This is a genomic window from Providencia rustigianii DSM 4541, from assembly GCF_000156395.1.
GTDB lineage: Bacteria > Pseudomonadota > Gammaproteobacteria > Enterobacterales > Enterobacteriaceae > Providencia > Providencia rustigianii.
On record NZ_GG703817.1, the window covers coordinates 391,518 to 418,254 of the forward strand.

25 protein-coding genes are annotated in these 26,737 nt (G+C 38.4%); 16 read left to right on the plus strand and 9 right to left on the minus strand.

What is annotated here, in order from left to right:
* The first annotated feature begins 77 nt into the window (after positions 1 to 77).
* Positions 78 to 962 carry an alpha/beta fold hydrolase gene (locus tag PROVRUST_RS01895; protein ID WP_006812983.1) on the plus strand — a complete coding sequence of 295 codons (885 nt, stop codon included), beginning with the start codon at positions 78 to 80 and terminating at the stop codon, positions 960 to 962.
* A 45-nt stretch (positions 963 to 1,007) separates the two neighbouring features.
* Here PROVRUST_RS01895 and PROVRUST_RS01900 read toward each other — a convergent pair whose 3' ends face one another.
* Positions 1,008 to 1,892 (minus strand): 4Fe-4S binding protein, encoded by an 885-nt coding sequence (locus tag PROVRUST_RS01900; RefSeq protein ID WP_039854047.1) that lies wholly within the window; start codon positions 1,890 to 1,892, stop codon positions 1,008 to 1,010.
* 223 nt (positions 1,893 to 2,115) lie between these two features.
* Here PROVRUST_RS01900 and PROVRUST_RS01905 point away from each other — a divergent pair, with 223 nt between their 5' ends.
* A complete protein-coding gene (locus PROVRUST_RS01905) occupies positions 2,116 to 3,273 on the plus strand; it encodes an iron-containing alcohol dehydrogenase (RefSeq protein ID WP_039854048.1) in 1,158 nt (385 codons plus the stop codon).
* A gap of 326 nt (positions 3,274 to 3,599) precedes the next feature.
* Positions 3,600 to 4,787 carry an efflux MFS transporter YdeE gene (gene ydeE, locus PROVRUST_RS01910; RefSeq protein ID WP_039854049.1) on the plus strand — a complete coding sequence of 396 codons (1,188 nt, stop codon included), beginning with the start codon at positions 3,600 to 3,602 and terminating at the stop codon, positions 4,785 to 4,787.
* A 134-nt stretch (positions 4,788 to 4,921) separates the two neighbouring features.
* On the opposite strand, the gene PROVRUST_RS01915 is transcribed toward ydeE, so the two are convergent.
* Complete coding sequence (locus tag PROVRUST_RS01915) at positions 4,922 to 6,106, minus strand: MFS transporter (RefSeq protein ID WP_006812987.1); 1,185 nt, start codon at positions 6,104 to 6,106, stop codon at positions 4,922 to 4,924.
* Between the two features lie 108 nt (positions 6,107 to 6,214).
* Here PROVRUST_RS01915 and PROVRUST_RS01920 point away from each other — a divergent pair, with 108 nt between their 5' ends.
* Positions 6,215 to 7,114, plus strand: coding sequence for a LysR family transcriptional regulator (locus PROVRUST_RS01920; RefSeq protein ID WP_039854050.1), 900 nt, complete (start codon positions 6,215 to 6,217; stop codon positions 7,112 to 7,114).
* On the opposite strand, the gene PROVRUST_RS01925 is transcribed toward PROVRUST_RS01920, so the two are convergent.
* A complete protein-coding gene (locus PROVRUST_RS01925; RefSeq protein ID WP_039854051.1) occupies positions 7,111 to 7,953 on the minus strand; it encodes a helix-turn-helix domain-containing protein in 843 nt (280 codons plus the stop codon). The two genes, PROVRUST_RS01920 and PROVRUST_RS01925, sit on opposite strands and share 4 nt — an antisense overlap.
* A 141-nt stretch (positions 7,954 to 8,094) precedes the next feature.
* Between PROVRUST_RS01925 and PROVRUST_RS01930 the strand changes: the two genes are divergently transcribed.
* The 3 genes from PROVRUST_RS01930 (at position 8,095) to PROVRUST_RS01940 (ending at position 11,275) form a co-directional block, all read left to right on the plus strand.
* Entirely contained in the window at positions 8,095 to 8,643 is a 549-nt protein-coding gene (locus PROVRUST_RS01930) for a GNAT family N-acetyltransferase (protein ID WP_006812990.1), read from the plus strand.
* A gap of 199 nt (positions 8,644 to 8,842) precedes the next feature.
* Entirely contained in the window at positions 8,843 to 10,270 is a 1,428-nt protein-coding gene (locus PROVRUST_RS01935) for a Na+/H+ antiporter NhaC family protein (protein WP_006812991.1), read from the plus strand.
* 15 nt (positions 10,271 to 10,285) lie between these two features.
* Positions 10,286 to 11,275, plus strand: a complete 990-nt coding sequence (locus tag PROVRUST_RS01940) for a D-cysteine desulfhydrase (RefSeq protein WP_006812992.1) — start codon at positions 10,286 to 10,288, stop codon at positions 11,273 to 11,275.
* 41 nt (positions 11,276 to 11,316) lie between these two features.
* Here PROVRUST_RS01940 and PROVRUST_RS01945 read toward each other — a convergent pair whose 3' ends face one another.
* Entirely contained in the window at positions 11,317 to 12,240 is a 924-nt protein-coding gene (locus PROVRUST_RS01945) for a DMT family transporter (protein WP_006812993.1), read from the minus strand.
* 102 nt (positions 12,241 to 12,342) lie between these two features.
* On the opposite strand from PROVRUST_RS01945, the gene PROVRUST_RS01950 reads away from it, so the two are divergent.
* The gene (locus tag PROVRUST_RS01950; RefSeq protein ID WP_006812994.1) at positions 12,343 to 13,221 is read left to right on the plus strand and encodes a LysR family transcriptional regulator; all 879 of its coding nucleotides are present in this window, start codon (positions 12,343 to 12,345) and stop codon (positions 13,219 to 13,221) included.
* On the opposite strand, the gene yqfB is transcribed toward PROVRUST_RS01950, so the two are convergent.
* Positions 13,210 to 13,539 (minus strand): N(4)-acetylcytidine aminohydrolase, encoded by a 330-nt coding sequence (yqfB, locus tag PROVRUST_RS01955; protein ID WP_006812995.1) that lies wholly within the window; start codon positions 13,537 to 13,539, stop codon positions 13,210 to 13,212. The genes PROVRUST_RS01950 and yqfB overlap by 12 nt on opposite strands.
* 93 nt (positions 13,540 to 13,632) lie before the next feature.
* Between yqfB and PROVRUST_RS01960 the strand changes: the two genes are divergently transcribed.
* On the plus strand, positions 13,633 to 14,439 hold the full coding sequence (locus tag PROVRUST_RS01960) for a GNAT family N-acetyltransferase (protein WP_006812996.1): 807 nt from the start codon (positions 13,633 to 13,635) through the stop codon (positions 14,437 to 14,439).
* Between the two features lie 43 nt (positions 14,440 to 14,482).
* On the opposite strand, the gene PROVRUST_RS01965 is transcribed toward PROVRUST_RS01960, so the two are convergent.
* A complete protein-coding gene (locus tag PROVRUST_RS01965; protein ID WP_006812997.1) occupies positions 14,483 to 15,409 on the minus strand; it encodes an acyl-CoA thioester hydrolase/BAAT C-terminal domain-containing protein in 927 nt (308 codons plus the stop codon).
* Positions 15,410 to 15,909: 500 nt separating this feature from the next.
* Between PROVRUST_RS01965 and PROVRUST_RS01970 the strand changes: the two genes are divergently transcribed.
* The gene (locus PROVRUST_RS01970; protein ID WP_039854054.1) at positions 15,910 to 16,695 is read left to right on the plus strand and encodes a GNAT family N-acetyltransferase; all 786 of its coding nucleotides are present in this window, start codon (positions 15,910 to 15,912) and stop codon (positions 16,693 to 16,695) included.
* A gap of 67 nt (positions 16,696 to 16,762) precedes the next feature.
* On the opposite strand, the gene ddlA is transcribed toward PROVRUST_RS01970, so the two are convergent.
* Complete coding sequence (gene ddlA / locus PROVRUST_RS01975; protein ID WP_006812999.1) at positions 16,763 to 17,866, minus strand: D-alanine--D-alanine ligase; 1,104 nt, start codon at positions 17,864 to 17,866, stop codon at positions 16,763 to 16,765.
* A 143-nt stretch (positions 17,867 to 18,009) separates the two neighbouring features.
* On the minus strand, positions 18,010 to 18,876 hold the full coding sequence (locus tag PROVRUST_RS01980; RefSeq protein ID WP_006813000.1) for a LysR substrate-binding domain-containing protein: 867 nt from the start codon (positions 18,874 to 18,876) through the stop codon (positions 18,010 to 18,012).
* 151 nt (positions 18,877 to 19,027) lie between these two features.
* Here PROVRUST_RS01980 and PROVRUST_RS01985 point away from each other — a divergent pair, with 151 nt between their 5' ends.
* From PROVRUST_RS01985 to PROVRUST_RS01995, 3 genes are all read left to right on the plus strand, one after another.
* Positions 19,028 to 19,648: a LysE family translocator gene (locus PROVRUST_RS01985; RefSeq protein WP_006813001.1), complete on the plus strand. Its 621-nt coding sequence runs from the start codon at positions 19,028 to 19,030 to the stop codon at positions 19,646 to 19,648.
* Positions 19,649 to 19,805: 157 nt separating this feature from the next.
* The gene (locus PROVRUST_RS01990) at positions 19,806 to 20,891 is read left to right on the plus strand and encodes an efflux RND transporter periplasmic adaptor subunit (RefSeq protein WP_039854055.1); all 1,086 of its coding nucleotides are present in this window, start codon (positions 19,806 to 19,808) and stop codon (positions 20,889 to 20,891) included.
* Positions 20,888 to 23,974 carry an efflux RND transporter permease subunit gene (locus tag PROVRUST_RS01995; RefSeq protein ID WP_006813003.1) on the plus strand — a complete coding sequence of 1,029 codons (3,087 nt, stop codon included), beginning with the start codon at positions 20,888 to 20,890 and terminating at the stop codon, positions 23,972 to 23,974. The genes PROVRUST_RS01990 and PROVRUST_RS01995 overlap by 4 nt, the downstream gene beginning before the upstream one ends.
* A gap of 74 nt (positions 23,975 to 24,048) precedes the next feature.
* Here the strand turns inward: PROVRUST_RS01995 and leuE are convergent, their stop codons facing one another.
* Positions 24,049 to 24,690 carry a leucine efflux protein LeuE gene (gene leuE / locus PROVRUST_RS02000; RefSeq protein WP_006813004.1) on the minus strand — a complete coding sequence of 214 codons (642 nt, stop codon included), beginning with the start codon at positions 24,688 to 24,690 and terminating at the stop codon, positions 24,049 to 24,051.
* A gap of 452 nt (positions 24,691 to 25,142) precedes the next feature.
* On the opposite strand from leuE, the gene PROVRUST_RS02005 reads away from it, so the two are divergent.
* From PROVRUST_RS02005 to PROVRUST_RS02010, 3 genes are all read left to right on the plus strand, one after another.
* Positions 25,143 to 25,856, plus strand: a complete 714-nt coding sequence (locus tag PROVRUST_RS02005) for an AzlC family ABC transporter permease (protein WP_006813005.1) — start codon at positions 25,143 to 25,145, stop codon at positions 25,854 to 25,856.
* Positions 25,844 to 26,155 (plus strand): AzlD domain-containing protein, encoded by a 312-nt coding sequence (locus PROVRUST_RS19085; protein WP_071599528.1) that lies wholly within the window; start codon positions 25,844 to 25,846, stop codon positions 26,153 to 26,155. Before PROVRUST_RS02005 ends, PROVRUST_RS19085 begins: the two co-directional genes overlap by 13 nt.
* Positions 26,156 to 26,271: 116 nt before the next feature.
* Positions 26,272 to 26,736 carry a YehS family protein gene (locus tag PROVRUST_RS02010; RefSeq protein WP_039854058.1) on the plus strand — a complete coding sequence of 155 codons (465 nt, stop codon included), beginning with the start codon at positions 26,272 to 26,274 and terminating at the stop codon, positions 26,734 to 26,736.
* Position 26,737: the final 1 nt, after the last annotated feature.

The following is a 26,737-nucleotide window of genomic DNA, read 5'->3' on the forward strand; positions in this document are numbered from 1 at the left end:
ATTATCTGTTTTTAGCCATAGCCTTTTAGACAGACTTACTGCATAAATAGCCTATCGTCACAAAACATGGAAATAAAATGACAAATACTGCGCCTTTACCTCTGTATTATGATTCTTTTGGGAAACCAGAAAACCCTGCCGTTGTACTGATCCCCGGTTTAGGGGGGCATAACATTAGTTGGACCACTGAATTTTGCCAACAAATTGCCGATGCGGGGTTCTATATTCTCCGCCCTGATAACCGTGATGCGGGTCTATCACCCCATTTATCTGATTATCCGTCGATTGATATTGCTGAACTCTCGAAGAAATTACAGGCTGGAGAGCCAATTGACGTTCCCTATACGTTATTTGATATGGCTGATGACTATATTGCGTTATTAGATAATTTATCCATTGAAAAAGCGCATATTGTCGGGCGCTCCATGGGAGGGTTTATCGCTCAAATCATTGCGGCGAAAGCTAACCATCGAGTACTCTCTCTGTGCCCAATTATGTCATCTACTGGTAATCCGAACTTACCACCAAGTGAACCTGACGTTATGCAGATGCTCACCAGTTCTGGTGCTGATCCTAAACAAGATTTAGATGCCTATTTAGCCGGACAAATCGCATTTTATCGTCGAATTGGCTCAACTTGCGTCCCATTTAATGAAGAACATTGCCGCAATTATCTTTTGCAAGCTTTAGCTCGAAATTATTCTCCTGAAGGAACTAAACGCCAGCTGGTTGCCACTGTAGTGACTGGTGATCTAAGGCCTCACTTACCCAACGTGACCGCACCAACATTAGTGATCCACGGAGCGGTTGACCCGTTATTCCCAGTTACCTCAGGTCAGGATATTTTTGACAATATTCAAAATGCTGAATTAGAGATTATTGATGGTATGGGACACGACACACCGCCAGAGTTAAATCCAATCATTGCCGACATGATTATTTCGCATATGCAAGGTTGCTAAGTCTGACTGAGTGCGGATTATTGTAAGCGCTCCTCTAGGAGCGTTTTACAACCATCCTTGTTTTTGATGTTGGGTACATATAGGACAGATTTTCTTATCCTGCTCCCATGAAAAGAATGGCAATTGGCATTTCTGGCAAGTGCTATCATGATAATGATAAATCGTAGGTTCGCTATTTTTTGCAACATGGGGATGTACATGAATAGATTGTGGAAAACAGACCACCTGACAACTCATACATCCCGTGCAACGCTTCTCATCCACTTTGAATTGGTGATCTTCAATTTCAATCGCTTGCTCATCGCACACTTTGGCGCAAGCGCCACATAAAATACAGCTCGCCGCATCTAATTCAATCTGAAACCAACTATCTTCAGGATAGAATTGTTTCCTCGCGTTTAAACCGGTTTTCACCATTCCTTTATCTAGGGGTTGCAGATCCAGTTTTTGACGAAATAACATTCTACGGCGTCCACTATCTACGGGAGCAGGCTCAGTGATTGTTAATCGCCAGATAGGCTCTTGTAGTGCTTGTAACTTGAGATTTAAGGCTGCCAACGTAGGCAACCACTTATCCACGAGTGGCTCAGGAATTTGCATTCCACGGATAGCATATTGGCGGTGCCATACAATAAGCTCTTCTGTACTGGCTAACGGTTCATCATGGCTAATCACCAAATCACTATCTTGGTAGGTTCGTTCATGTGGAAGAATATTTTCAATCGCATCGACTGGGCAACTAAATAAACAGTTACCACACTGGTAACAGAGTTGGTCATCAATTTTCGCATCCATAAAACCAAAAGAAATAGCGTCTACCGGACAATTGGTTGCACAGTTTTCACAGAGGCTATTTTTCAGTCGCTTTCTCACGCACCTATCATTGATAACAGGCTCAGGAGGAAGATCTAAATGGATAAAACGACGCATAACTCTTTTCCCAATCACATCGGATATTAGTTTATTTAATTCAACTCTAATCAATATAGTAGCGAATTTATTTATAAATAAAACAATATGACAAAATCTGCATATTTTATGGCGTATACTATATCAATTCATATTATTTGATAATCAAGTAACTGTTTTTGATCTGGCGTAAATCTACAGATGCCAAATGATTTTTCCTGCAATTCCCAACAAAGGTTTGTATATGAATAATTTTGAGTTTTACAATCCAACCCGTATCGTTTTTGGTGAAGGCAAAATTGGCGAACTAGATCGCTTAGTTCCTACAAATGCAAAAGTTTTAGTGCTGTTTGGTGGCGAAAGTGCTCGAAAAAATGGCACTCTTGATGAAGTCACGGATGCATTAAAAAGTCGCCAAGTTGGCTATTTTGGTGGGATCGAAGCAAATCCACGTTATGAAACATTAATCAAAGCTGTCGCCCTAATTGAAAATGAAGGCTATGATTTTTTGCTTGCTGTCGGTGGCGGTTCAGTGATTGATGGAACCAAGTTTATTGCGGCTGCGGTGAATTATCCCGGGGATAAATGGGAAGTTGTGACCAGCGGTGGATCAACCATTAAAACTGCCCTTCCTTTTGGTACCGTACTCACCTTGCCTGCGACCGGTTCTGAAATGAATAAAGGCTCAGTGATCACCCGCGAAGAACTGCATTCTAAACTGGCGTTTATGAGTGACAAAGTATTTCCACAATTTTCTATTTTAGACCCTGTTAAAACATACACTTTGCCCCCTCGTCAAATCAGTAATGGGGTTGTAGATGCATTCGTGCATGTTATCGAGCAATATTTGACCTACCCGGTCAATGCCAATGTTCAAGATGCGTTTGCTGAAGGCTTACTAAAAACCTTAATTGAAATTGGTCCTAAAGCGCTGGAAAACCCAACGGATTATGATGTCCGAGCCAATTTAATGTGGACCGCTACGTTAGCATTAAACGGTTTAATCGGTGTTGGTGTTCCCCAAGACTGGGCTACACATATGTTAGGACACGAAATTACCGTGCTATACGGATTAGACCACGCCCAAACTTTAGCAATCATATTGCCTTCCATGATGCATGAAAAACTAGCGCAAAAGCAGGCTAAAATGGCGCAATACGCTGAGCGAGTTTGGGGTATTCATGACGGTAGCGAGAAAGAAAAAGCGTTAAAATCTATTGAGTTAACTCGCCAATTTTTTGAATCAATGCAAGTTAAAACGCGTTTCAAAGATTATCAATTAACCCAAGATGTTGTTGAACCATTAGTCGACAGCTTAGTGGCCCATAATATGGTGACATTAGGTGAGCATGGGGATATTACACCGGAAGTTAGCCGTCGCATCTTTATCGCATCATTATAATTTGTTGAGATATTGACCCAGTATAAGAGCGCAATTTATTGCGCTCTTTGTCTATTAATAATTTAAGATGGCTCTATTTTAATTAATTAGAATAATTGATTTATTTTTTAGACAGTTATGTTAGCAGCAGATAACTCTGCTAAAGATTAAAGCTCGATTCATAGCCAGATCATTGATTGGCAATGGCACAATAGCCTACTCAAAATATTGTTTTAGTTTTCACTTCCTACAAGCCATTTATTAGCGTACTAATTTTATGTATTTTATATAACTGATTTGCATAAAACATGTGTATAACAAAAATATTGTCTTCTAGGTCGTGAGTCATGTTGTCTAAATCTAATATCTCCAATACAGCGCTGTTAGTTTCCTCACTTCTCCTCACTATTGGGCGCGGTGCAACTTTACCATTTATGGCGATTTACCTCACAAGGCAGTACCACATGGCAATCGACATTGTGGGTATTGCCATGACAATCGCGTTAACGGTTGGTGTACTCTTTAGTATGGGGTTCGGAATACTCGCAGACCGTATAGATAAAAAACGCTGCATGTTAATTGCGGTCATTGCATTTATTTGTGGTTTTATCGCCATTCCATTGATGAATAGCGCACTATTGGTAACCGTTTTTTTCTCATTAATAAACTGTTCTTATTCTGTATTTTCTACCGTCTTAAAAGGCTATTTTGCGGATACACTCTCCTTAGCCCTTAAAACCAAAGTATTTTCCCTTAATTACACGTTTATTAATATTGGATGGACAGTTGGCCCACCCATCGGCACTTGGTTGCTGATGTACAGCGTTAATTTACCGTTTTGGCTCGCGGCCATTTCTGCAGCTGCGCCTATCTTTTTTATTCAACGCTTCGTTCAAAGTACGAGACCGGCCAGTTATGTCGATGGTCAACCACGGGTATGGAACCCAAAAGCGATGCTACACGACCGTGCATTAGCGTGGTTTATTCTCTCCACATTCCTCGGTTCATTGGTATTCGGTTCATTCATGACATGGATCTCCCAATATATTATTACCGTTGCGAATAGCGATTTTGCTCAAGCTGTTATTGGGGTGATTTTACCGGTGAATGCGATTGTTGTTGTTTCTTTGCAATATACGGTTGGTAAGCGAATTACGCCTGAAAATTTAAGGCGACTAATGACCATAGGCAGTATGTTCTTTGTTGCTGGTTTAGCGGTATTTATGGGGGCTGGAAACAATCTCTATCTATGGGCACTGGGCTCGTTTATTTTCACCCTCGGTGAGCTTATTTACGCCCCGGGAGAATATATGCTGATTGATAGCATTGCTCCCGAAGGCATGAAATCGAGCTATTTCTCAGCACAAGCACTGGGGTTATTGGGAGGTGCATTTAACCCAATGATGACAGGATTCGTGCTAACCGAACTACCGGCTTATTCCATCTTTATTATTCTGATGGTTGTGACGGTACTGGCTTGGCTGAGTATGTTGAATGGCATGAGGATAAAAAATAATCAAACCTTGGCTATCTAAAAGAAATCCCGCTAATGATACCCTCCTTAGCGGGATTCTCTGGTAACTACTTTCTTTTTCCAGATTGAAAAATCATTTTATGCGAACTTTTTAAGACCTACATGGTGGTCTATAACGCTTCCAACGTTTTACGTTTAATGGCAAACACAGACAACGTTGAGTTCCTGGTCGGGTCGATTTTTCTTACGAATGATAAGCAAAATAACCATGCTACCCATCAATGCTAATAAGGTTCCCGTGAAGCTAATAACGGTATAACTATATCCATGGGATAAAATACCCGCCCCAACGGCAGCACCAATGGCATTTCCAAGATTAAAAGCACCAATATTAACAGAGGATGCCAGTGCTTGCGCCCCAACAGCCGCATTCATCACTAAGATTTGAATCGGTGGTACTAATGCAAAACTACAAATACTCCAGAATAATAAACCTAATGTTGCGCCTAATGTATTAACCGCAATAAACGGAAATAGCACCATACTGCTCGCCAACAATAGAAATAATAACATTAATGTAGGGTATAAGGATTTATCTGCAAAATATCCGCCAAGATAATTACCAATACTAAATCCAACACCAATGACCACTAACATAATAGTTATTGTTTGGTCAGACGCATTAATAAAGTGCATCAGCATCGGTGTAATAAATGTATATAAGGTAAACATTGCACTTGCCCCTAATACTGTAGACAGCATGCCGAGCATCACTAATGGACGTTTTAAAATACGCAGTTCATTTTTTACATTCACAGTACTGCCTTGAAGATGACTAGGAATTGCAAAAATTAAACTCACAATCGTCACCAGCCCTAATGCTGAAATCGCATAAAAAGCCTCTCGCCAGCCTATTAACTGAGTTAATTTGGTCACTAAAGGTACCCCTCCAATTCCCGCAATAGTTAGTCCCATAAACATGGCAGCAATCGCACTGGCTTGTTTTCCCGGGGGGACCACACTGGCAGCGACTATTGCACCTAGCCCAAAGAAAGCACCATGATTTAAGCTTGTAATTAGCCTAGAAAGTGACAGTGTCACTAAGTCAGGCGATAGCCCAGAAAGAAAATTACCCACTGTAAATATTGACATTAAAAACACTAAAGCTACTTTTGGGCGCTTACTGACCAGCAACAATGTCATTATAGGCGCACCAATCATCACCCCAAGCGCATAAATCACAACCACGGCACCGACAGAAGGAATATCTTCCTGAATATTTTCAGCAATATACGGTATCATTCCCATTGGTGAAAACTCAGTGACACCAATAGCAAATGCCCCGATTGATAATGCAATAAGCGCAGTATTTATTCTCATTTTAAGATCCTAATAAAGCCATCCAAATTGACCGACGGCAATTTTTCCATATTGAATGGCGTAGAAAAACCCGTTAAGGTGGGAATAACTTTTGCGAGAATTGCAACAATGAAAATTACTTTAGATGAGTTACAAACCTTTATTAGTGTGGTCGACAGCGGGTCAATCACTCGTGCTGCTGAACAACAATGTATGACTGTATCCACGGTAAGTAGAGCGCTATTGCGATTAGAAGAAAAAGTTAAAACCACATTACTCTATCGCACCACACGCTCGATTAAATTGAGTGAAGAAGGCATTGCATTCTTGCAAAAAGCGCGAGAAATCGTCAATTTAGCCCAAGAAGCTGAAGATTTGCTTTCAGCCAGGCAATCTATCCCATCAGGTAAATTACGAATTGACGCCTCCACCCCTTTCTTGACCCATGTTATCGCCCCTCTAATTCCTCTATTTTATGAGCGATATCCTCAAGTTGAGTTAGAGATCAATAATAATGAAGGCATTACTAACTTATTAGAAAAAAAGACCGATGTCGCTTTTAGGATCGGAACATTGAAGGATTCGTCCCTAAGCGCTACGTTACTTGGCTATAGCCAAAAAAGGCTCGTAGCAAGCCCTACTTATCTCGAGAAATATGGTACTCCTCAAAATATCGAGGATCTAAACAAACATTGCCTGCTCGGGTTTACAACACCGGAATCATTGAATTATTGGCCAATAGAAGATTCTAGTGGCAACTTATTGAAAATTCATCCGAATATTGCGGGCGCTAGCGGTGAAGTTTTGTACCACTTAGCATTACAAGGCACTGGAATTTTATGTTCCGCTGACTTTGTGACTTTAGATGCCTTTGCCAGTGGCCGCCTCGTCCAAGTTCTTGAACATAAAACTATCTCGATGAAACAGCCAATCAATGCGGTTTATTATCGAAATCAGGCAGTTTCCCCTCGCCTAAGCTGCTTTATTGATTTTATCAAAAAACATACAACCAAAATCGAACCCAGCTAATCCTTAGTTGGGCGTTTTCTAAACCCACTGAGTGTGATCCCAGTTTGTCGTTTGAAATAACGGCACAAATAGGAGGTATCTTCAAAATTAAGCTCATTGGCGATGCCTTGAATAGATAAGGTACCTAAATCCAGCAATGCTTTGATCTCTAAAACAACCTGCCTATCAATTAATGCTTTAGGCGGGTCTTTAAAGAAATCTTTTGTAATCTGAGATAAGTAAAATGGCGTAATAGACAGCTGTTTAGCGTAAAATTTAACGTCTCGATGTGTTTTGCAATGCTTTGTAATCAAATCCCAAAATCGCCAACATAATTGCGATTTGCGGCTACGATCTTCCTGTAAATCAATATTTGACTGTTCAACTTGATTCGCTATTTCTAAGAAAAAATTTTGCAAATGATGACGTAATTGCAGTTTGCTAAACTCACTTTGTTGTTGAAGATAATAAAGCAGAAGTTGATGCCAATGTGTAAACAGCGTTGATTGCAGTTGTGTCATGGGTAAAACAGGATAAATATTAAAGAATGCAAATAATGGATTCGGTAAAACAAAAGCCACATCGGCTGCAAATCTTTTATCTAGCATAATGTAGTCAATTGAAAAATTTTTAGATTTTTTCTTTAACATTAAAAATGTATCGTCATACAACACTAAAATGTCATTTTTACGTACTAGATATTGTTTAAAATTAATATTAAAAACACCTCGCCCCTGCCGACAAACACACAGAGTGACATAATCCGTAGACAATAATGTATCCTGCTTTTTGTCTAAATTTGTTATTCCTGCACTAACGATATCTTGCCAATGATACTGGTGGTTTTTTAAATTTCGCATACTCATATCCTGATATTTTCCATCGCATCCTAACATAAGTTGTCAAAAGTACCCAAAATGATCGATTTTTGCGCTTATAAAACATAAATAAATACCTAAAATAAGTACCATTCTATAATGCACAAAATACAAAGGTAAAAAATGGTGTTATATACAGAACGATTAATATTGCGTCCTTGGCAACTCACTGATGCGGAAGATCTCTATCATTACGCAAAAGATGAACGTATTGGCCCTATTGCGGGATGGCCTCCTCATCAAAGTGTTGAAGAAAGTACTGAAATTATTAAAACAATTTTTATGCGCGACAATGTATTCGCCGTGGCATTAAAAGAAAATAATAGAGCTATCGGGCTCATTGGCTTATCAATTGGAAAACAGAGTAATTTCCCTATTGGTGATAATGATGCTGAATTAAGTTATTGGATTGGAGTCCCTTTTTGGGGGCAAGGTTTAATTCCTGAAGCGATTCAAGAAATTATGCGCCACGGTTTTAAAAATATAAAACTCGATAACTTATGGTGTGGCTATTTTCAAGGCAATCAGCAATCAAAAATTGCACAAGAAAAATGCGGTTTTAAATATCATTCAACGTTAAAACCTCAATTTATTGAGTTGATTGGTGAAACTAAAACCGAAGAAATTAGCCGTATTAGTTACAATGAATGGATTAATTTTATTAAAAAATAATTACTGAGACGCTATCGTTTTTTAGATGGCGTTTTTTTTGGAGGATAATTTATTGGTAGTTTTCCCCGCCTTGCTGATCAATTTGTAACAATCTGCTGCAATTTTATGAAAAGATCCCACAGCCTGCATCCATCAATGCTATGATTTCCTGACACTTATAAACAACACATCATATTATAAAAATAACCAAGGTAAACACATGCAGGACTACGGTATTTGGACAATCATCACTCCCATCGTCACCATTCTTTTGGCGATCCTAACCCGGCAAGTGATGCTCTCATTGATGTTAGGGATCTTGGTTGGCTTCACTGTTATCAACGATCACAATATTTTACTGGGTGTTCGCGGTACAGTTGACGGAATTATCGATACATTTGCTTCCGCAGGGAATACACGCACCATCGTCTTTATGGTCATGATCGGTGGGATTATGCGCTTAGTTGTTGTCACGGGCGGTGTACGCGCCCTCGTACAGCTTCTCACAAACAAAACCAGACTAATTAAAAATCGAACAGCAACACAATTATTGGCAATTCTAATCACATCATTGATCTTTATTGAAAGCTCAATTAACCAGCTGGTGGCTGGTGCATCAACTAAGAATTTGGCTAGACAATATGGCGTTGCTCCAGAAAAAATGTCCTATTTAATTCAAACTGCCTGTGTTTCGGTCTGCTCTTCCGCCATTATTAACGGTTGGGGAGCGGTCATTATGGGGTTAATTGGAGTACAGATCTCTCAAGGACTGATTTCTGGCGAACCTTTTGATATTTTAATTAAGTCTATCGGTTATAACTTAATGGCATGGTTATCTCTCGCAACCATTTTATTCTATGTTCTCACCAATATTTCGTGGGGACCGATGAAAAAAGCCGAAGACAAATACCAGCAACACTTTGTTTCAGGAAAGCTGACTAACACAACAAAACAAAGTGAAGAAGACGAAATAATCGAGCACCCAAATGCCTATTCAGTTCTGAACTTTTTTATTCCTATTCTCTCCACTGTATTGATGGTGCCTGTTGCCCTCTATATCACTGGAGATGGTGACTTTACTAAAGGTAGCGGATCAACATCAGTCTATTGGGGAGTCATGTTCGGTACCGCCGTTTCTTTCTGCTGGTTTATCGGAAGAAGGCTACTGAATATCGATAACTTTTTTAAAGAATTATTTATTGGCTACGCCAGTATGCTAAAAATCAGTTCGATTATGATCTTAGCCTTCTTAATGGGTAATGTATCTTCGGAACTTAACACCGGCGCTTATATTGCCGAAGTGACCCATGGAATAATGGCACCTGGTTTTTCTATTGGCTTCATTTTCATTATCAGCGCCATCATGTCCCTCGCAACAGGGACCTCTTGGGGAACGTTTGCGATAATGATCCCCATCGGTGTGCAATTGGGATTATCTGTGGGTATGCCAATAGAATATATGATTGGCGCCGCTATCTCTGGTTCTATTTTTGGCGATATGACTTCACCCATTTCAGCCGATGCGATCGTGGCATCAATGGCGACAGATTGTGACCATATTGAACATATTCGTACTCAAATGCCATATGCAATAGTTACCGCAAGCGTGGTTCTTGCGATTTATCTCTATTTAGGTTTTACCAATTAATACAGGGGAATTTAGATGTCACTTCAACAAAAATTAACTCAATTCGCTAAAGTTGACTTGCTTAAAGCATCGACCCCACTGAATCGACTAGATAATTTATCTCGTTTGTATGGGCGCGAAATTTATATTAAACGCGATGATATGACCCCTCTTGCTATGGGTGGCAATAAGTTACGTAAACTCGAATTTTTAATGGCTGATGCACTCGAAAAAAATGCAAAAGTTATCGTCACCGCAGGTGCCATTCAATCTAACCATGTGAGACAAACTGCAGCTGTCGCCGCAATGTATGGATTAAAATGTGTTGCGTTATTAGAGAATCCAATTCAAAGCGAAGATCATAATTTTCTAAGCAATGGAAATAAATTACTCACCGATTTATTTGATACTCAGTGCGTAATGTGCGATGAATTAACCGACCCTCAAGCTCAAATGGCAGATTTAATTGAATCATTAAATCTTAACGATGCCTATATTGTGCCCGTGGGCGGTTCGAATGATATTGGTGCATTAGGCTACGTTCAATGTGCCATTGAAATTGCACAGCAAAAGCCCACTGATATTGAATTTGATAAGATTATTGTCGCATCGGGTAGCGCAGGAACCCATGCCGGGCTCGCTATCGGACTGCAAGAGTTACTCCCTAACTCACAACTTATCGGTGTGACAGTTTCTCGTAAGCAGCAAGATCAAGCGCCAAAAGTTGAAAAACTGCAACATGATTTAGCTAAGTTACTACAGATTGAAAAAACACCAAAAATTACCTTATGGGATAACTTCTTTGCGCCTATGTATGGTATGCCAAACCGTGGTGGTTTAGATGCCATTAAATTGCTAGCGCAAAAAGAAGGCATCCTACTGGACCCCGTTTATACGGGTAAAGCGATGGCTGGTTTAATCGATTATCTCGATAACTCATCAGAAAAAACACCCGTATTGTTTGTCCATACTGGTGGCGCACAAGCACTATTTGCCTATGCTGAAATCAACAAAACGATAAACTAATTTTAGGGCTCTATGGGAGATTAATTCCCCCATAGAGCGCTTTATTTATCTGTACTTTTCCGATTCGTAATCACTAAGCCAAGTACAATTACACAGCCCCCCAATAAAACCATTGACGTGATTTTCTCATTTAAAAAGAGTGTACCGATGATGACTGCCGTTAACGGATTAAGTGCAATAAATGAGCCCGCACTGGCTGCTCCTAACTTATCGACACCTTGGTAGTACCAAACATATGCCAATGCAGAGCCTAAGATGCCTAAATAAACCAAGCTAATAAAATCATTGGAGGATAAATGTGTAATCCCTTCTATTGTTAATACACCTGTCATTCCCGAGACTAAAATAAGTAACAATGTCCCAAATAAAACAGCGTAAGTAACCGTATGCAGTGCACCAACTTCACGAATAACATGCTTGCCAGCAACCGTATAGATCCCCCAACTCACTACGCAACCCAATATCGCTAAGTCACCTTTGTTCGTCAGAAAACCTCGAGTATCTGAGGTTTGATCGGACAGTAGTATTACCGCCCCCGTAACACAAAGTAAGATACCAATCCCTTTAATCTGCGTTACTTTTTCTTTCCAAAGTAAAAAAGAAATTAAGGCAATCATCGCTGGATTAATGGCAACTAATAGTGCTGCTCGTGATGCAGGAATAACCTGCAACCCGTAGAAAAATAAAATTTGGTAAACAAATATCCCGCTCGTACCGAGTAACATGATTTGCCCTAACTGGGATAATGTGATTTTTTTCCAACCAATCTTGGTTAAGCTAAGTAGTGAAATCAGCGCTATGCTAGCAAATATAAAGCGTATTGTGGCCGATAATAATGGGGAAATATCCGTTTGTAATACCCTGCCAGCAATAAAGGTTCCTCCCCAAATTATAGAGACAAAAACCATCTGTAACATCATCAGATTAATGGGTACTTTCTGAGTGACTATTTTACCTTTTTCCATTTCTGCCTCTTAGAATAAGAAAATTTGCATTTTATTGACCCAATGCAATAAGACAGATAAGTTATTTGTTATCTACTATCATAATCAAATGAGCATTTACTCATGACACTTGGACAACTTGAGATATTTACTATTGTTGCTGAATTGAAAAGCTTTACATTGGCCGCAATGCGCTTAAATATTTCCCAATCTGCCGTTTCCCATGCGATTAAATCTCTCGAAAAAGATTTAAATATCAGTTTATTTACTCGTGAACAAAATCAAATATCACTGACTGAAATTGGGCATTCATTACTGATTCGCGCTCATCATATGCTGAGCATTCAAGAAGCAATGAAACAGGAATCACTTGCAGCTAATGGTTTAAAAAAAGGTATTTTGCGGATAGGTTCATTTGGCCCAGGATCTTCTATGACAATTCTCCCTCCACTGCTTAATACTTTTCGCCAACAATATCCTTTTATTAATATTATTGTCGATGAAGGTGATGATGAAAGTGTGGCTCGCTGGCTGCAAGAAAAACGTGTTGATATTGGATTTGTTGTATTGCCCGATGAGCGATTTGATACGTTTAAAATAAGGCAAGATCAATTTGTTGCGATATTACCATTAGGGCACCCTCTTGCAGAATATGATAGCGTAACATTGAAGCAATTATGCGATTATCCATTTAATCTGACCCAAGCAGGATCAGGGAAAACAGTCATGGATTTATTTTCTGCACAAAAACTGACGCCCCAAATCCATTTTAGAACACGCCAGTTACTGAGTACTTTTGCCTTAGTCGCCCGTGGAGAAGCGGTCTCTATTGTTGCTCAACTCGCCATACCCGAAGAGACAACGAATTTAGTCATCAAGCCTCTATTTCCGAAAGTTGAAAGAAATGTCGCATTGGCGATGAATAACCAGAATGAAGCCTCTCCAGCGGCAAAGGCATTCATCAAGCTGGTAGAAAAAATAAGTGTTCGATTACCGGACTGAATTTGTTAGGCGATAATGAATGACATACAAGCAATCTTCTGTTGGATAAATCTCGCGGATTAAATTTTTCAATGTATCTAATGCCATCGCTTCTTGTGTGGCATGATAGTCAGAAATATCGTCATAGTTGAGCGGTTCAACCGAGAGTATTTCAATATCGGTATAGTATTTTCCCGTTTCTAGCGCATAAACTTTAACAATAGAGCCAGGAACATAATGGCTTTCACTTTGGTCACGAATAGTAATCACTTTCTCGCCAGAAACTACTAATGGCAATAAACGTTCAAAAAAAGTAATTGTGTCTGGGATATTTTTCACCGTTTTTCCTTAATCTTCTCTTAATTCAATAAATGCTATCCCATGTAGTATATCAACAGCAATCTTTCGATTATCAATATTATAAGGTTTACCATGAATTTTTCAGATCACACTGCAATAACGTATAACGAAAAAAATTTTTATACACTTGAGCATCATTTTTGGTCTGCTATTTGTTTATCAACCTATGATATTACACCGACAACTGTCGCCTACTTCTCTGAGCTAAATATGCCCATATTCAACTATATTTATTTACACTCAGGGGCGACGACAGCCAGTTTTGAAGTGGCGAATGACTTATTTAAGCAGCAATCAAAGCCCTACGTTTTAGTTGTCCATTCTGCGGAATTAGCTAAATTTTCAGCGTTGATTCAAGAGTATCAACTTGTTAATGATGGTGAATCAACAGCGATGGTATTAGAACAACAGGATTTAATTAAGCAGGCGCCATGCTGTTTACCTGATTTTTATCACATTGAACAATGTAACCAAAATTTATCATGTTGGGCTGAACCATTAGTTACTGCATTTCCAGTAGACTCTGATGTTGAGGTCAAAGATGAAGAGTCTGTTATTGATCAATATATTCGCTATCATCAGCGTGCGCTGGATAAAAATATCAATATGCTGCACTTTGTCTTATTCCATCATCAGCGCCCTGTCACCAGTTTAACGCTTACGATTTATAAGGATCTGGCTCGTTTAGATGATATTGGTACTGATATTGAATATCAACGCAAAGGCCTTGCAACTATGTTAATCAAACACGCCCTTCACATATGCCATCAACACGATATAAAACGGTGTTATTTAGAAGCATCTAGCGATGGGCTCTCTGTGTATAGTAAATTAGGATTTAAGCCTATCTTTAATTATTACAGCTATATATCCGAATAAAATGTTGCCCAACCGATTTCAGTTGGGCATATTTTTATTTTATTTATTTCACTTTAATCGTTGTATACCAATGTTGAATATCATTGACTATAACTGAAGTATGATTATTCCCAGAGCTGTCTTTAAAATAATGATCTAATGTTGGATAGGTTTTATACGTTATATTCGGATTAGCAATGTCATTCATCATTTTCTCTGAACTTTCAACATCAACATTAATATCTGCTAATGTCTGGATCACTAAATGCGGTTTGTTCACTGATTCAAGCAACTTTTTATTGTCAATTGTCAGAGCTTCATACCACCAATTTTTTCCATGGTTGCTAGGAAATTGGTCATCCTCTAATTGATTCTGTAATACAGCATTCGCGAACTGTTTAAATCCTTCAGTTGATGCTTCAACTTCCTCTGATGGAACACTGTTTTTTATACTATAAATAACGTCATCAATAAAATATTGCCCACCACCATTGAGTGAAATTGATGCATCAATAAAATCAATTTTTGATGCAATAATATTTGTCACTATTGCACCTTCACTACCACCCAGTAATACAATGTTTTTATAGTCTTTTTTTATTTCATTTAAGACTGTTATGTAGTTATCAACCCTTTCATAGTAAGAATCATTTTGCATATAGACTATTGGACAATCTTCAGTTAACGCACTTTCATTTTCCTTACCAGTTTGAGGGGTTAACCCTGTTTTTTCTACTAGTAAAATATCACTATTGGGTAATATCTGGCTAAAGTTAGCCATTATATTTTGATTATTTAAGATACTTTTACAATCTGACCCTTGAATTAAAACTAACAAATTTTCAGTTTTTTTTGATGTGTTTTTCAACAAGTAATAATGGATCTCTTTTTCGCCACTCTTCAGCACTTGTTTTTCATAATTGGTAGTTTCAGATAATGTAGTCACGGGATAGCTAAATACACACATGGCTATAAAAATAATTTTTTTCATTATTGCATCTCAATAAGCTTGATATTTAACCTGAAAATACAGCGTATTATTCAACAGTATCCATGATTTCTTTTGTAGATAACTTAAACCCCAATCAAGTAGCATATTCATGCCAATACGATGATTGAATTAAAGCTACCATAACAAATAAATTAATTAGATAGTATCATCTAGCTACAGAAAAAATTATCGCTCAGCGTAAACTGACCAAATAATACAATTTAGCAAGGGGACATGTATACCGCACAAAATGACCTGTTGACCTTGCTAATATGATTTATAGATATTGAATTGAAAATCTTTACATAGGAATGCGACCTAGGCCAGAAGATGAGATAGCAATCATCGAAAGTGTTGATGATTTTGAGGGTTGATATATTATCAGTAGATATACATCAATGGCTTTAGTACCAATAAGTTAAATAACAATCTTACATGGGATCAAACACGCTATATTAACCCCATATCGATTAACACGCTTTACATCAGGTAACTGAGACATGAATATTCCGCTCTACTATTTACGACATTACCAATCGATCGAAAAGACGTTTTGGACCTCGATTTGTGAGCACAGCATACAAATTGCACAACATACAATCTGTTATTTGACCCCGCTGAATTCTCCTGCGTTTAACTTTATCTACTTACAGCCTGACTCCACACATCACGCATTTATGCAGGCTTATAATCTGTTTGTGGCACAAAAAAAGAACCACACATTGGTAATCCCTGAAGAAATGTTGCCAAAAGTGGTCAAAGATATTGAAGCTCTTAATTATAAACGTGACAGCGTCACAACCGCAATGGCACTCTCATTATCCCAGCAAAAAGACGTAAATTTACCCGACAATCAAGTTGATATTGTTTTAGCCAACCATGACCTTTCCCTCTGGGCTAAACCTTTAGTTTCTGCATTTTATCTCTCAGAAGAACATGACTTAGTTATCCAAGAATATGTTCGTTATCATGAAGATGCCCTACAACAAGGTGCTCCACAATTTCACTTTGTACTGTTAGTTGATGGTGAACCCGCCACATCAATGACGATAACCATTGAAGGCGAACTTGCTCGATTTGATGATATTGGTACAGAACCTAGGTTTCAGGGAAAAGGCTATGCTTCTCAACTGATTGATTATGCATTAGCATTTTGCCGGCAACAGCGAGTTGAGCATTGTTTCTTGGATGCTTCTGAAGCAGGATTTGATCTTTATAAGAAATTTGGTTTCGAACCACTATTCCGTTATATCAATTATGTTTGGTGTGAAAATAATGCTCAGTGATTGATTTAAAAATGGATTACTACCACACTTTGCCGATAGCTAAAAACTATCGGCAAAGTGTTAGTGATTAAATTTCATCACATGCCGTTTTTAACGACGCCGTTTGCTCGAATTTTTCCATTCCCAGCTCAATTAAACGACTAATCAGCTCTTGATATGTCATTCCGCCTTGCTGCCATAATTTAGGATACATACTAATATTCGTGAAGCCCGGTAATGTATTAATTTCATTGATAACCACATCATTAGTATCAGTTAAAAATACGTCAACACGGGACATCCCACTACAATTTAAGGCTTGATAGGCTTCTAGTGCAATTTGACGAATTTTTTCACTAACAGCTTCGTCTAAATCGGCGGGAGCAACAACAGAGGCACCGTTCTCATCAATATACTTAGTGTGGTAAGCATAAAAACTATCGTGTAAAACAATTTCACCGCATGGGCTAGCGAGTGGCTGTTCATTACCTAAAACTGCACACTCAATTTCTCGCCCTTTTACTGCACTTTCAATCAATACTTTAACGTCAAATAGGAATGCAAAATCCAGCGCAGCATAAAACTCGCTCTCATTGTTTACTTTACTGATGCCAACAGAAGAGCCTTGATTGGCAGGTTTAATAAACAATGGTAAGCCCAGTTTTTCAACGGTTGCAGCATAGCTAATTTGCTCTCGCCCACTTTTTAATATCGTGATAAATGGTGCAATATTTAAACCTGCATCACGTAATAAGCGTTTGGTAACGTCTTTATCCATGCAGGCAGAAGAGCCTAAAACACCTGGACCTACAAATGGCAGATTCGCCATACGTAATAGGCCTTGCAGTGAACCATCTTCTCCTAGATTGCCATGAACAATAGGAAAAATAACATCAATTTGTGGGAGTGGTTTCGCATCTTCCAGAGAGATAAATTGTTCTTTTTGCTTTCCAGGAACGATAGCAATGCTGCGTTTTGGAGTGTTTAATGCAATATGAGCAGGGTCATCACCGTGGACTAAAAAGTTGGCTTCATCATATTCATGCCATTGCCCCTCTTTATTAATGCCAATCAAGCACACATCAAATTTATTACGATCTAAACCATTAATAATATTTTTAGCTGACTGAAGAGAAACCTCATGTTCAGTCGATTTTCCACCAAAAATGACACCAACCCGGATTTTGCTCATTATTTACTCCAACTTGAAAACATCAAAATATATCAAGGAAATATAGCACGCAGAGAAATAGTTATGTCATAAAAACTTTGTTTCTTATGGAGGTTCGATGATTTAATAACCAAATTTGCATGCTGGTATAAATTCTCGGTCTTCTACTGAGTCAGCTGTAGGCTTTGATTCACATTCTCGATTAGCCATTCCATGAAAATCCCCCCCGCACTGTGTGTATTTAACATTTTAGGCGCAAGAATATAGTAGGCAGAACCATCTTCTATGAAACCTTCCGGAGCCATTAGCTGTCCTGATTTAATCTCATCAGCAACCATCAAAAATGAAGCCATTGCGATTCCTTGCCCTGCCAACGCGGCCTGTAGGCACAAATAAAAGTGCTCAAAATTAATCCGTTTATTGCCTTGCAGATTCACGCCAGTTCGAGACTGCCATGTTTCCCATACTGTTGGCCGAGATGACGGAGTCAGTAAATTCATTCGCTGATATGGCGTATCATCGACACGTTTGACGACTCCCATTCTCTCTGCACAAATTCGTGTTGAATGAATATTATCATTCCATTTGAAATCATTGCGCCGTAGAGCCAAATCAACCCCAGTTTTAGCAAAATCGATAGGTCCGCCAGCCGCAATTAAATGGACGGTAATATCTGGATATTGCCGATAAAAATCGGTCAATCTCGGGATCAGCCATTTCATCGCTATGGTGGGCTCACAAGATAAATTCACGACTTGTATGTCCGGTGGCTGCTCTAGTTGCTTTACTGTTTCTGCAAGTTGTTGAAACATACTAGTTGTTGTTTGAAATAACAATTTTCCTTCTAACGTCAAGAAAATAGCGCGATTTCGTCGCTCAAACAAATGAATACCGAGGTGTTCCTCAAGTAATCGGATCTGGCGGCTAATTGCGCTATGTGTAACATGCAACTCTTGTGCCGCTTTCACAAAGCTTTCGTAACGTGCGGCCACGTCAAAAAAACGTAATGATGCTAATGGAGGTAGTTTCATAAATAGGTAACGAAATCTGACAGATTTACATGAGGATAAATCGCTTTTTCAATATCTGCAATCTATTGATAATAAAACTCTCAAATTAGATTGATTGACTTATCTTTCATCAATATTTAAGTCAGTTTTCATTGTCTTTAGGATATTAACTATGAATGAAATTCTTGCTGTCGCAACTATCACGATCCTCGCTGTGATTAGTCCTGGACCTGATTTTGCTATGGTAACTAAAAATAGCTACTCTTATGGTCGTAGAATTGGGTTATTTTGTGCTCTAGGTATAGCTATAGGAGTACAAGTTCACGTGCTATATACCATTTTTGGGGTCACGTTGATTATTATGAGCTCCCCCATGCTATTTCTTGTCGTAAAGCTCCTGGGGGTTGGCTATTTGGTTTATATTGGCTATAAATCATTAACAAACAAAACGCTAATCAGTACTGAAGATAAAATTGGCGACTTTATTGAACCATCAATATTAAGCGCATTTAAAACCGGTTTTTTAACCAATGCCTTAAACCCTAAGACCATGTTTTTCGTGGTATCTGTTTATACTCAAGTTATTCAAGCCAATAACTCACAATGGCTAAATTTTGGTTATGGATTATTTATTTCTTTTGCTCATTGGATCTGGTTTAGTTTGATTGCCCTCTTTTTTGCCGCACCATTAATCCGCAATAAGATCTTAAAATATCAACTCGCTATGGATCGGGTAATTGGGGGGCTACTCATTATTTTAGGTCTCTCTTTATTATTTTTTAATATTAACTGATTTGAAAATGTATTTTTACTTATCACTAGTGCTGTTATTTTTTTATAAAACAACAGGCTAAGCTTAACGAAAAATTAAGGTTTAACTTTCGTTAATGGTAATACTTGGCGTCTTTAACTAACGTGTTCCTAACGCTACTTTAGGAATAAATTTATTTATGAGCCGTCTATGTATTACCTTGATATATTTATATTTTATATCATTCTCTTCATTTTCAGAAAATATGCGCCTCAATGTCTCTCAGCCACAGAAAACACAATATATTCAAACTCTCACCTTGCCGGGAAAGTTTATTGCTCAAAATGAAATTTCAATCGGGTCACCATTACAGCAGCAAATGGTGACTGACGTTTTTGTTGAAGAAGGTCAATGGGTAGAAAAAAACCAACTATTAGCGACATTAGAATCTCCTGTTCAAACCGCGTCAGTTAAACAATTACAAGCTGAAATAGAGAAAGCAACGGCTTATATCAAACAGCAAAAAGCCTTATCTGTTCAAGCGCAAAAAGAATTGAACCGACTCATTCCATTAGCAAAATCAGGCGTAATTTCTGCCAGTGAGTTTGAAAAAACCAAGTCGGATTCTATCGCTGCGAACGCATTATTAGAAGCCAGCCGCGCAGAGTTACGACAATTACAAGCACAATTAACCAAAGAACAGAGCCAACAGGATAAATCACGAATTATTGCGCCTGTTTCGGGTGTAATCAGTGAGCGCTTAGCCATGCGAGGAATGCTTTCTGATAATCAATTACTGTTTAAAATTATCGAAAATAATCAAATTGAGTTTGAAGGGTTAGCTCATGCTTCGGAGCTAAAGAATTTATCACGTATAGATTCAATCGCCTTGAAAACCGAAGACAATCAGCAATTATCTGGAACTCTACGTTATCTATCCCCTAAGGTGGACTCACTCTCTCAGCAAGGGAAAATACGTATCAGTTTAGAGGGAAATCAATCCCCAATTCAGGTAGGTGAATCGGGCATAGCGATGATTTCGTATGCAGCGAAGCCACAAATAACCTTGCCATACAGTGCCATTCGAACACTCAATAATGGCATACGTATTATTTTTATCGTTGAAAATAATACAGTAAAACAACAAACAGTCACTATCGGAAAACCTCACAGCGGTTTAGTTGAAATATTATCGCCGATATCCCTCGATATTGATGTAGTCACTAATGCACAAGCTTTTTTAACTGAAAATGATGCAGTGACGCCAGTCAAGGATAGTGAATGAAACTGCAATTATCGTCATGGGCAATTACTCGCCCGATTCCAACTATCGTGATTTTTCTCGCACTCACCATCGCTGGAATATTTTCATTTAACCAATTATCTGTTACTGCTAACCCAGTGATTAACTTTCCAATTGTCACCGTCACCATCACTCAAGACGGTTCATCACCGACAGAAATGGAAAATGCAATTACTAAACCCGTAGAACGTGCTGTTTCGGGCATTCCTGGAATTCGTCATATTTCATCGACAATAACCGAGGGTATTTCAACCACTGCAATCGAGTTTGATTTAAATATTGACGCTTACATTGCGACCAATGATATCCGAGAACAAATAGCTCAAATCAGGAGTGACTTACCCCAAACCATTGATGAACCGTTAATCAATCGAATTGATATTGAAGGTGGTGCAATATTACGTTACGCGATTTCTTCTGATACTCAATCTATTGCCGACCTTTCATGGTTTGTTGATGACACGATTAGTAAACAGTTAATAATGACACCCGGCGTACAAAAAGTGAGTCGTCTAGGCGGTGCGGATAGCGTGATCCGCGTAGAACCAGATGCAAATAAACTCGCATCATTACAACTGTCAATTGTTGGTATCAATGAATTACTAAGAAGTGTTCATCAAAATTCGGCTGGAGGTTCTTCAAAATACAATTCACTGCAACATACGATTCGGATTTTAGGTGAAAAAAAGAGCGTTGACGATATTAAAAATATTCAGCTTCCGATTGGTGACCAACGTTGGATAAAACTTGATGATATTGCGACCATTTACCAAGGGCAAAAAACAGCCAAGACAATTTCACAGTTAAATAATGAAGATGTCGTGGGTTTTGCTGTTTTTCGTGCGAAAAACTCTAGTGATACTGAGGTTGCTAAAGGTGTTGAACAGGCACTTGAACAACTCAGGCTTAAACACCCTGAAATGTCGATTCAGTTAGTATCATCGACAGTGAAATATACCGAATCTAGCTACCATTTAACCATTCAGACCTTATTAGAAGGTGCATTTCTTACCATCATAATTGTCTTCTTTTTCTTAAAAAGTTGGCGTGCAACTCTTATTGCAGCAGTCGCATTGCCGCTTTCTATTCTTCCAACATTCTTTATATTGACTATTTTCGATTACACACTAAATAGTATAACTCTACTCGCCCTCACCTTAGTGATTGGCATTTTAGTCGATGATGCCATCGTTGAAATTGAAAATATTCAAAAATATATCGAGCGTGGTGAACGCCCATATTTAGCCGCATTAAAAGCCTCGGATGCTATTGGGTTTGCTATAGTGGCCATTACCCTTACCATTGTTGCCGTCTTTTTACCTGTCAGCTTTATTGGTGGTTTTATCGGTAAATACTTTGTTCCTTTTGGTATTACCGTTTCCGCAGCGGTGCTTTCCTCATTACTCGTTGCCAGATTAGTCACACCATTAATGGCTGCCTATGTATTACTACCAGCAAAAAATATTAACCACCAAAACTCCATTCCTAAATGGATTAAAAAATATACGCAGTTATTATCTGCAACGTTGAGGCACAGAAAACTCGCTTTATCTTTAGCCTTAATTTTTTTAATCGGCTCAATGTCTAGCATAACTTATTTACCCGTAGGCTTTATGCCTGACGGTGATATGAGTGTTAGCCAAATTGAGGTGGAATTCCCACCCGGAACTCCCGTGGAAAAGACACAACAAGCCATTAAGAATATGGCGCTAAAACTAAAAGATCGCTCGGAAATTAAATCAATATATACCATTGCAGGGATCAGTGACGATGCTGATGGTATTGCTCAGCATAAAGGTCAATTGATACTGACATTAACGGCTCCCAATGAGCGAAAAATGTCACAAAAGCAATTTGAAAATTCGATCTCTTATTTGTTGCAACAAAATCCTGATGCTCGATATACCTTTAGCAACAGTGATGGCAATAAAGAATTTTCACTCACGTTTACTGGATCCAATCCTGATGAATTAGAAGTTGCTATGCACAAATTGCGAGATGCGGTTGCAACCGTTAAAGGAATTAATAATGCACGAGTCGTCAAACCGTTATTGCGTAAAGAACTCATCGTCTCGCCTAACTTACCGGATTTGGGAAGAACCGCGGTAAATGTCGAAGAAATAGCGAATACTCTGCGGGTTGCAACTATTGGTGAATCCAACTCACGTAGTGCAAAATTCAATTTACCAGAGCGGCAATTAGCTTTACAGGTCACTTTACCTGACTACCAAAAAGACGATGTGGATGTTTTAAATAATTTATATGTCCGCAATAATGAACAACAAACAGTTCCTATTAAATCGGTAGCTAGCATCGATTTCAGCGATGGTCCATCCCAAATAGACCGGATCAATCGTTCCAGAAAAATGTCTATCGAAGGTAACTTAGAAGGCCTGACTTTAGGTGAAGCAATAGAAAATGTGATGGCTTTGCCAGAGTATCAATCCTTACCTATAAGTGTTGAACCACTGGAATATGGCGACATGGAATATATGCTTGATATGTTTGAGCGGTTTAGTTCAACGATGATATTTAGCATATTATTGGTTTTTGCGATTCTTGTTATCCTTTTTAAGGATTTTATCCAACCAATTACCATCTTAGCAGCCCTTCCGTTCTCAATTGGCGGCGCTATTATTGCCTTAGTACTTTATGACGCCATGATCGACTTACCCGTCATTATCGGAATACTAATGCTAATGGGAATAGTCACTAAAAACTCGATTTTATTAGTTGAGTTTATTTTAGAGAAAGAGCGCGCCGGATTACCCCGTGACGCTGCAATTATTGAAGCCGGCCAAGAACGTATTCGCCCTATCATTATGACAACATTAGCTATGATTGCTGGCATGATACCATTAGTGCTGACTAGCGGTGCAGATTCAGGTTTTAGAGCACCTATGGCGGTCGCGGTTATTGGTGGGTTAATAAGCTCTACGTTGCTCAGTTTGCTATTTGTGCCTGTAATTTATAGCTTTATGGATGATTTAAAAAAGAAAATCTTACCCTTACTTGCAAGATTCACATCAGTTACTCAAGAAGATAGAGACATAAAACACAGGTAGGAATAGTAAAACAAGGCTCCCCGAAAATGAGAACTACACCAAATTTCGGGGAGTTAGAAGTATGAGGATGCTAATTAGGCGGTCAATGCTAATTTTGCACCAAACATTAAGAATACAGCGCCAATACAGCTATTTGAAAACTTGGATAATTTTTTATTATGCTTAACCATATTGGTCACTGCGACTGCACCAAATATCAGCATAGATAAATAAAACATACTGCATGCTTCCAAGATCACGCCCAATACAAAGAATGGTACGCCTGCGTTTGGATATGCAGGATCAATAAATTGGATAAAGAATGAGACATAAAAAATAATCATTTTAGGATTTAACAGACTTAGGACGACCGCCTTTTTATAGGTTCCTTTAGTTTCTAAAATGATGCTATCAACATCTGTTGCTGACTCTTTTTTATGTAATACCGAATATAGCGTTTTAATACCTAAATAAAATAAGTAGGCGGCACCAGCATATTTAATAACACTAAAAAATATTGGTGAGGTTTTGACTAAAGACGCCACACCTAAAAATGATAAAAAAATGAGCAATGCATCACCTGTAAATACACCTAATGCTGCTTTATATCCATTTTTTACACCATATTTTGCACTGCTTGTTAAAACAAATAGAGAATTAGGGCCTGGTACCAGAGTAATAAAAATCACACCGATAAGATAAGTCCATAAGTTTGTAATACCTAGATTTTCAAGCATAGGAAACCCGCTAACTCAATAAAAGTTATAACAATAAATTCACATTCATACTGAATAGAGACTATGATACACACCTTTCATTTTCAATAAAAGATATCACTATATTATTAGTGATATAACAAATTTAAATTTTAATTTATTCGAAAAACCCAGATTAAACCAATTGAATCACAGTTATAATATGAAACAAAAAACCAAATTTATGATAGCAATCAGAAGCAAGCCAAAAACAAAATTAAAGCAATATTTTATTCTGAATAAAAAATAAAACTCGATATCTAATTCCGGTTAATTACCATGAATGAGGATAGTGAATTGTTTTAGATTTCAAGATATAACATGAGTAGCTACCGGTTATTATCCAAAAATGATTTTAAGCAAATAGCTGTAGATGTGTTGTTTGCTCTCTTCCATAAAATAAATTCAGCTTCATTAATAAATAGGTATTAATAATGTCAGTTCAGCAACAAAAACCTTGGCAACAAGCCCTAATGGATGGTGCAGTCCACACTTTACCGTTAAACCTTGCCGTTATCCCTTGGGGAGTTTTAGCAGGCTCAATGGCAGTAGAAACGGGATTAACGTTTTGGCAAAGTATTGCAATGTCTGCAATGGTTTTTGCTGGTGCAGCGCAATTAGTCACTTTGGGATTGCTAAACTCAGGGGCGGGCTATATCACTATCATCATTTCTGTATTTTTTATTACCTCTCAACATCTGCTATACGGATTAACACTGCGCCCACACGTGAAAAATTTCACTGCGCCACAGAGATTAAGTATTGGATTCTTATTAACCGACGAGTTATTTGCCATCAGTGCAGCCAAACGACAAGCATTAAGTTTCCCCTACTTATTTGGTGCTGGCTTTAGCTTTTATCTTGTTTGGTTGGTTACTAGCTTATGCGGCATTGTCATGGCCAATCTCGTGGGAGATCTGAGTAAGTTGCATCTCGATTTTTCTGTTGTAGCAACTTTATTAGCTATCGTGGTGCCATTAACCAAAAAGATCAGTACGGCTTGTGGAGTATTATTTTCACTGGTTACTGCCATCACCCTCTCAATGTATTCAATTAGCAGTGCGATTGTCATTGCCGGTGTGGGTGGAATGTTTGTTTCTGTTGGGGTTGCACGTTTATTCGGAGAAGAAAAACGATCTGGATTTTGATAATTAGCTTAACCGCGGTCGTTTTTTCTTTGCGCTATGTTTTCCTTATTCCTCAATTACCTATACGGTTACCTTTAATCGTTCGACAGGCCCTAAGTTATTCAGCTCCCTGTTTACTGACTGCCATTTGTGCTCCCGTTATTTTGCTAGAAAATCATGAAATTCGTAGTTTCCCGGATAACCCTTATTTATGGGGAGCGCTATTTTGTGTGGTTGTAGCATCCATACTTAAAAATATGCTGCTAACAGTAGGATTAACATTAGTCTTTTTCTATGGGCTGATTTACTTTATGGCATAATTGTTTTCTTATATTGCGTAAATTATAAAGCATCGGTGGCTACCTTTGCTTTATAATGCCCCCTCATTTGCTATTTTAAGCTTATTTTTTGTACCATTTATTGGAAAATTTACCCCATGTTGAATAACTATGTTTTACGAAGTGTTCGCTATATGTTGGATTTGAGCGATGCTCAGATGGTTGATATCGTAAAACTTGCAGACTTAACGGTCACTAAAGAAGAAATGGTTCTTTGGCTTAAAAAAGACACAGATCCTGATTATGTCGAATGTAATGACAATGTACTTGGACATTTTCTTAATGGATTGATTTATTTTCGCCGAGGCAAAGATGAAGAGCGTCCGATGCCTGAAGTAGAGACTCGTTTGAGTAATAACATTATTATGAAAAAATTGCGGGTAGCCTTCGAGCTTAAAGATGTTGATATGACTGAACTTTATCAGTTAGTTGATTTTCGTGTATCCAAGCCAGAGCTAAATGCTATTTTCCGTAAACCAGGTCATAAAAATTACCGTGAATGCGGGGATCAATTGCTACGCTACCTGCTTAAAGGACTCACTATCCGCTTACGTGGTGCTTAAG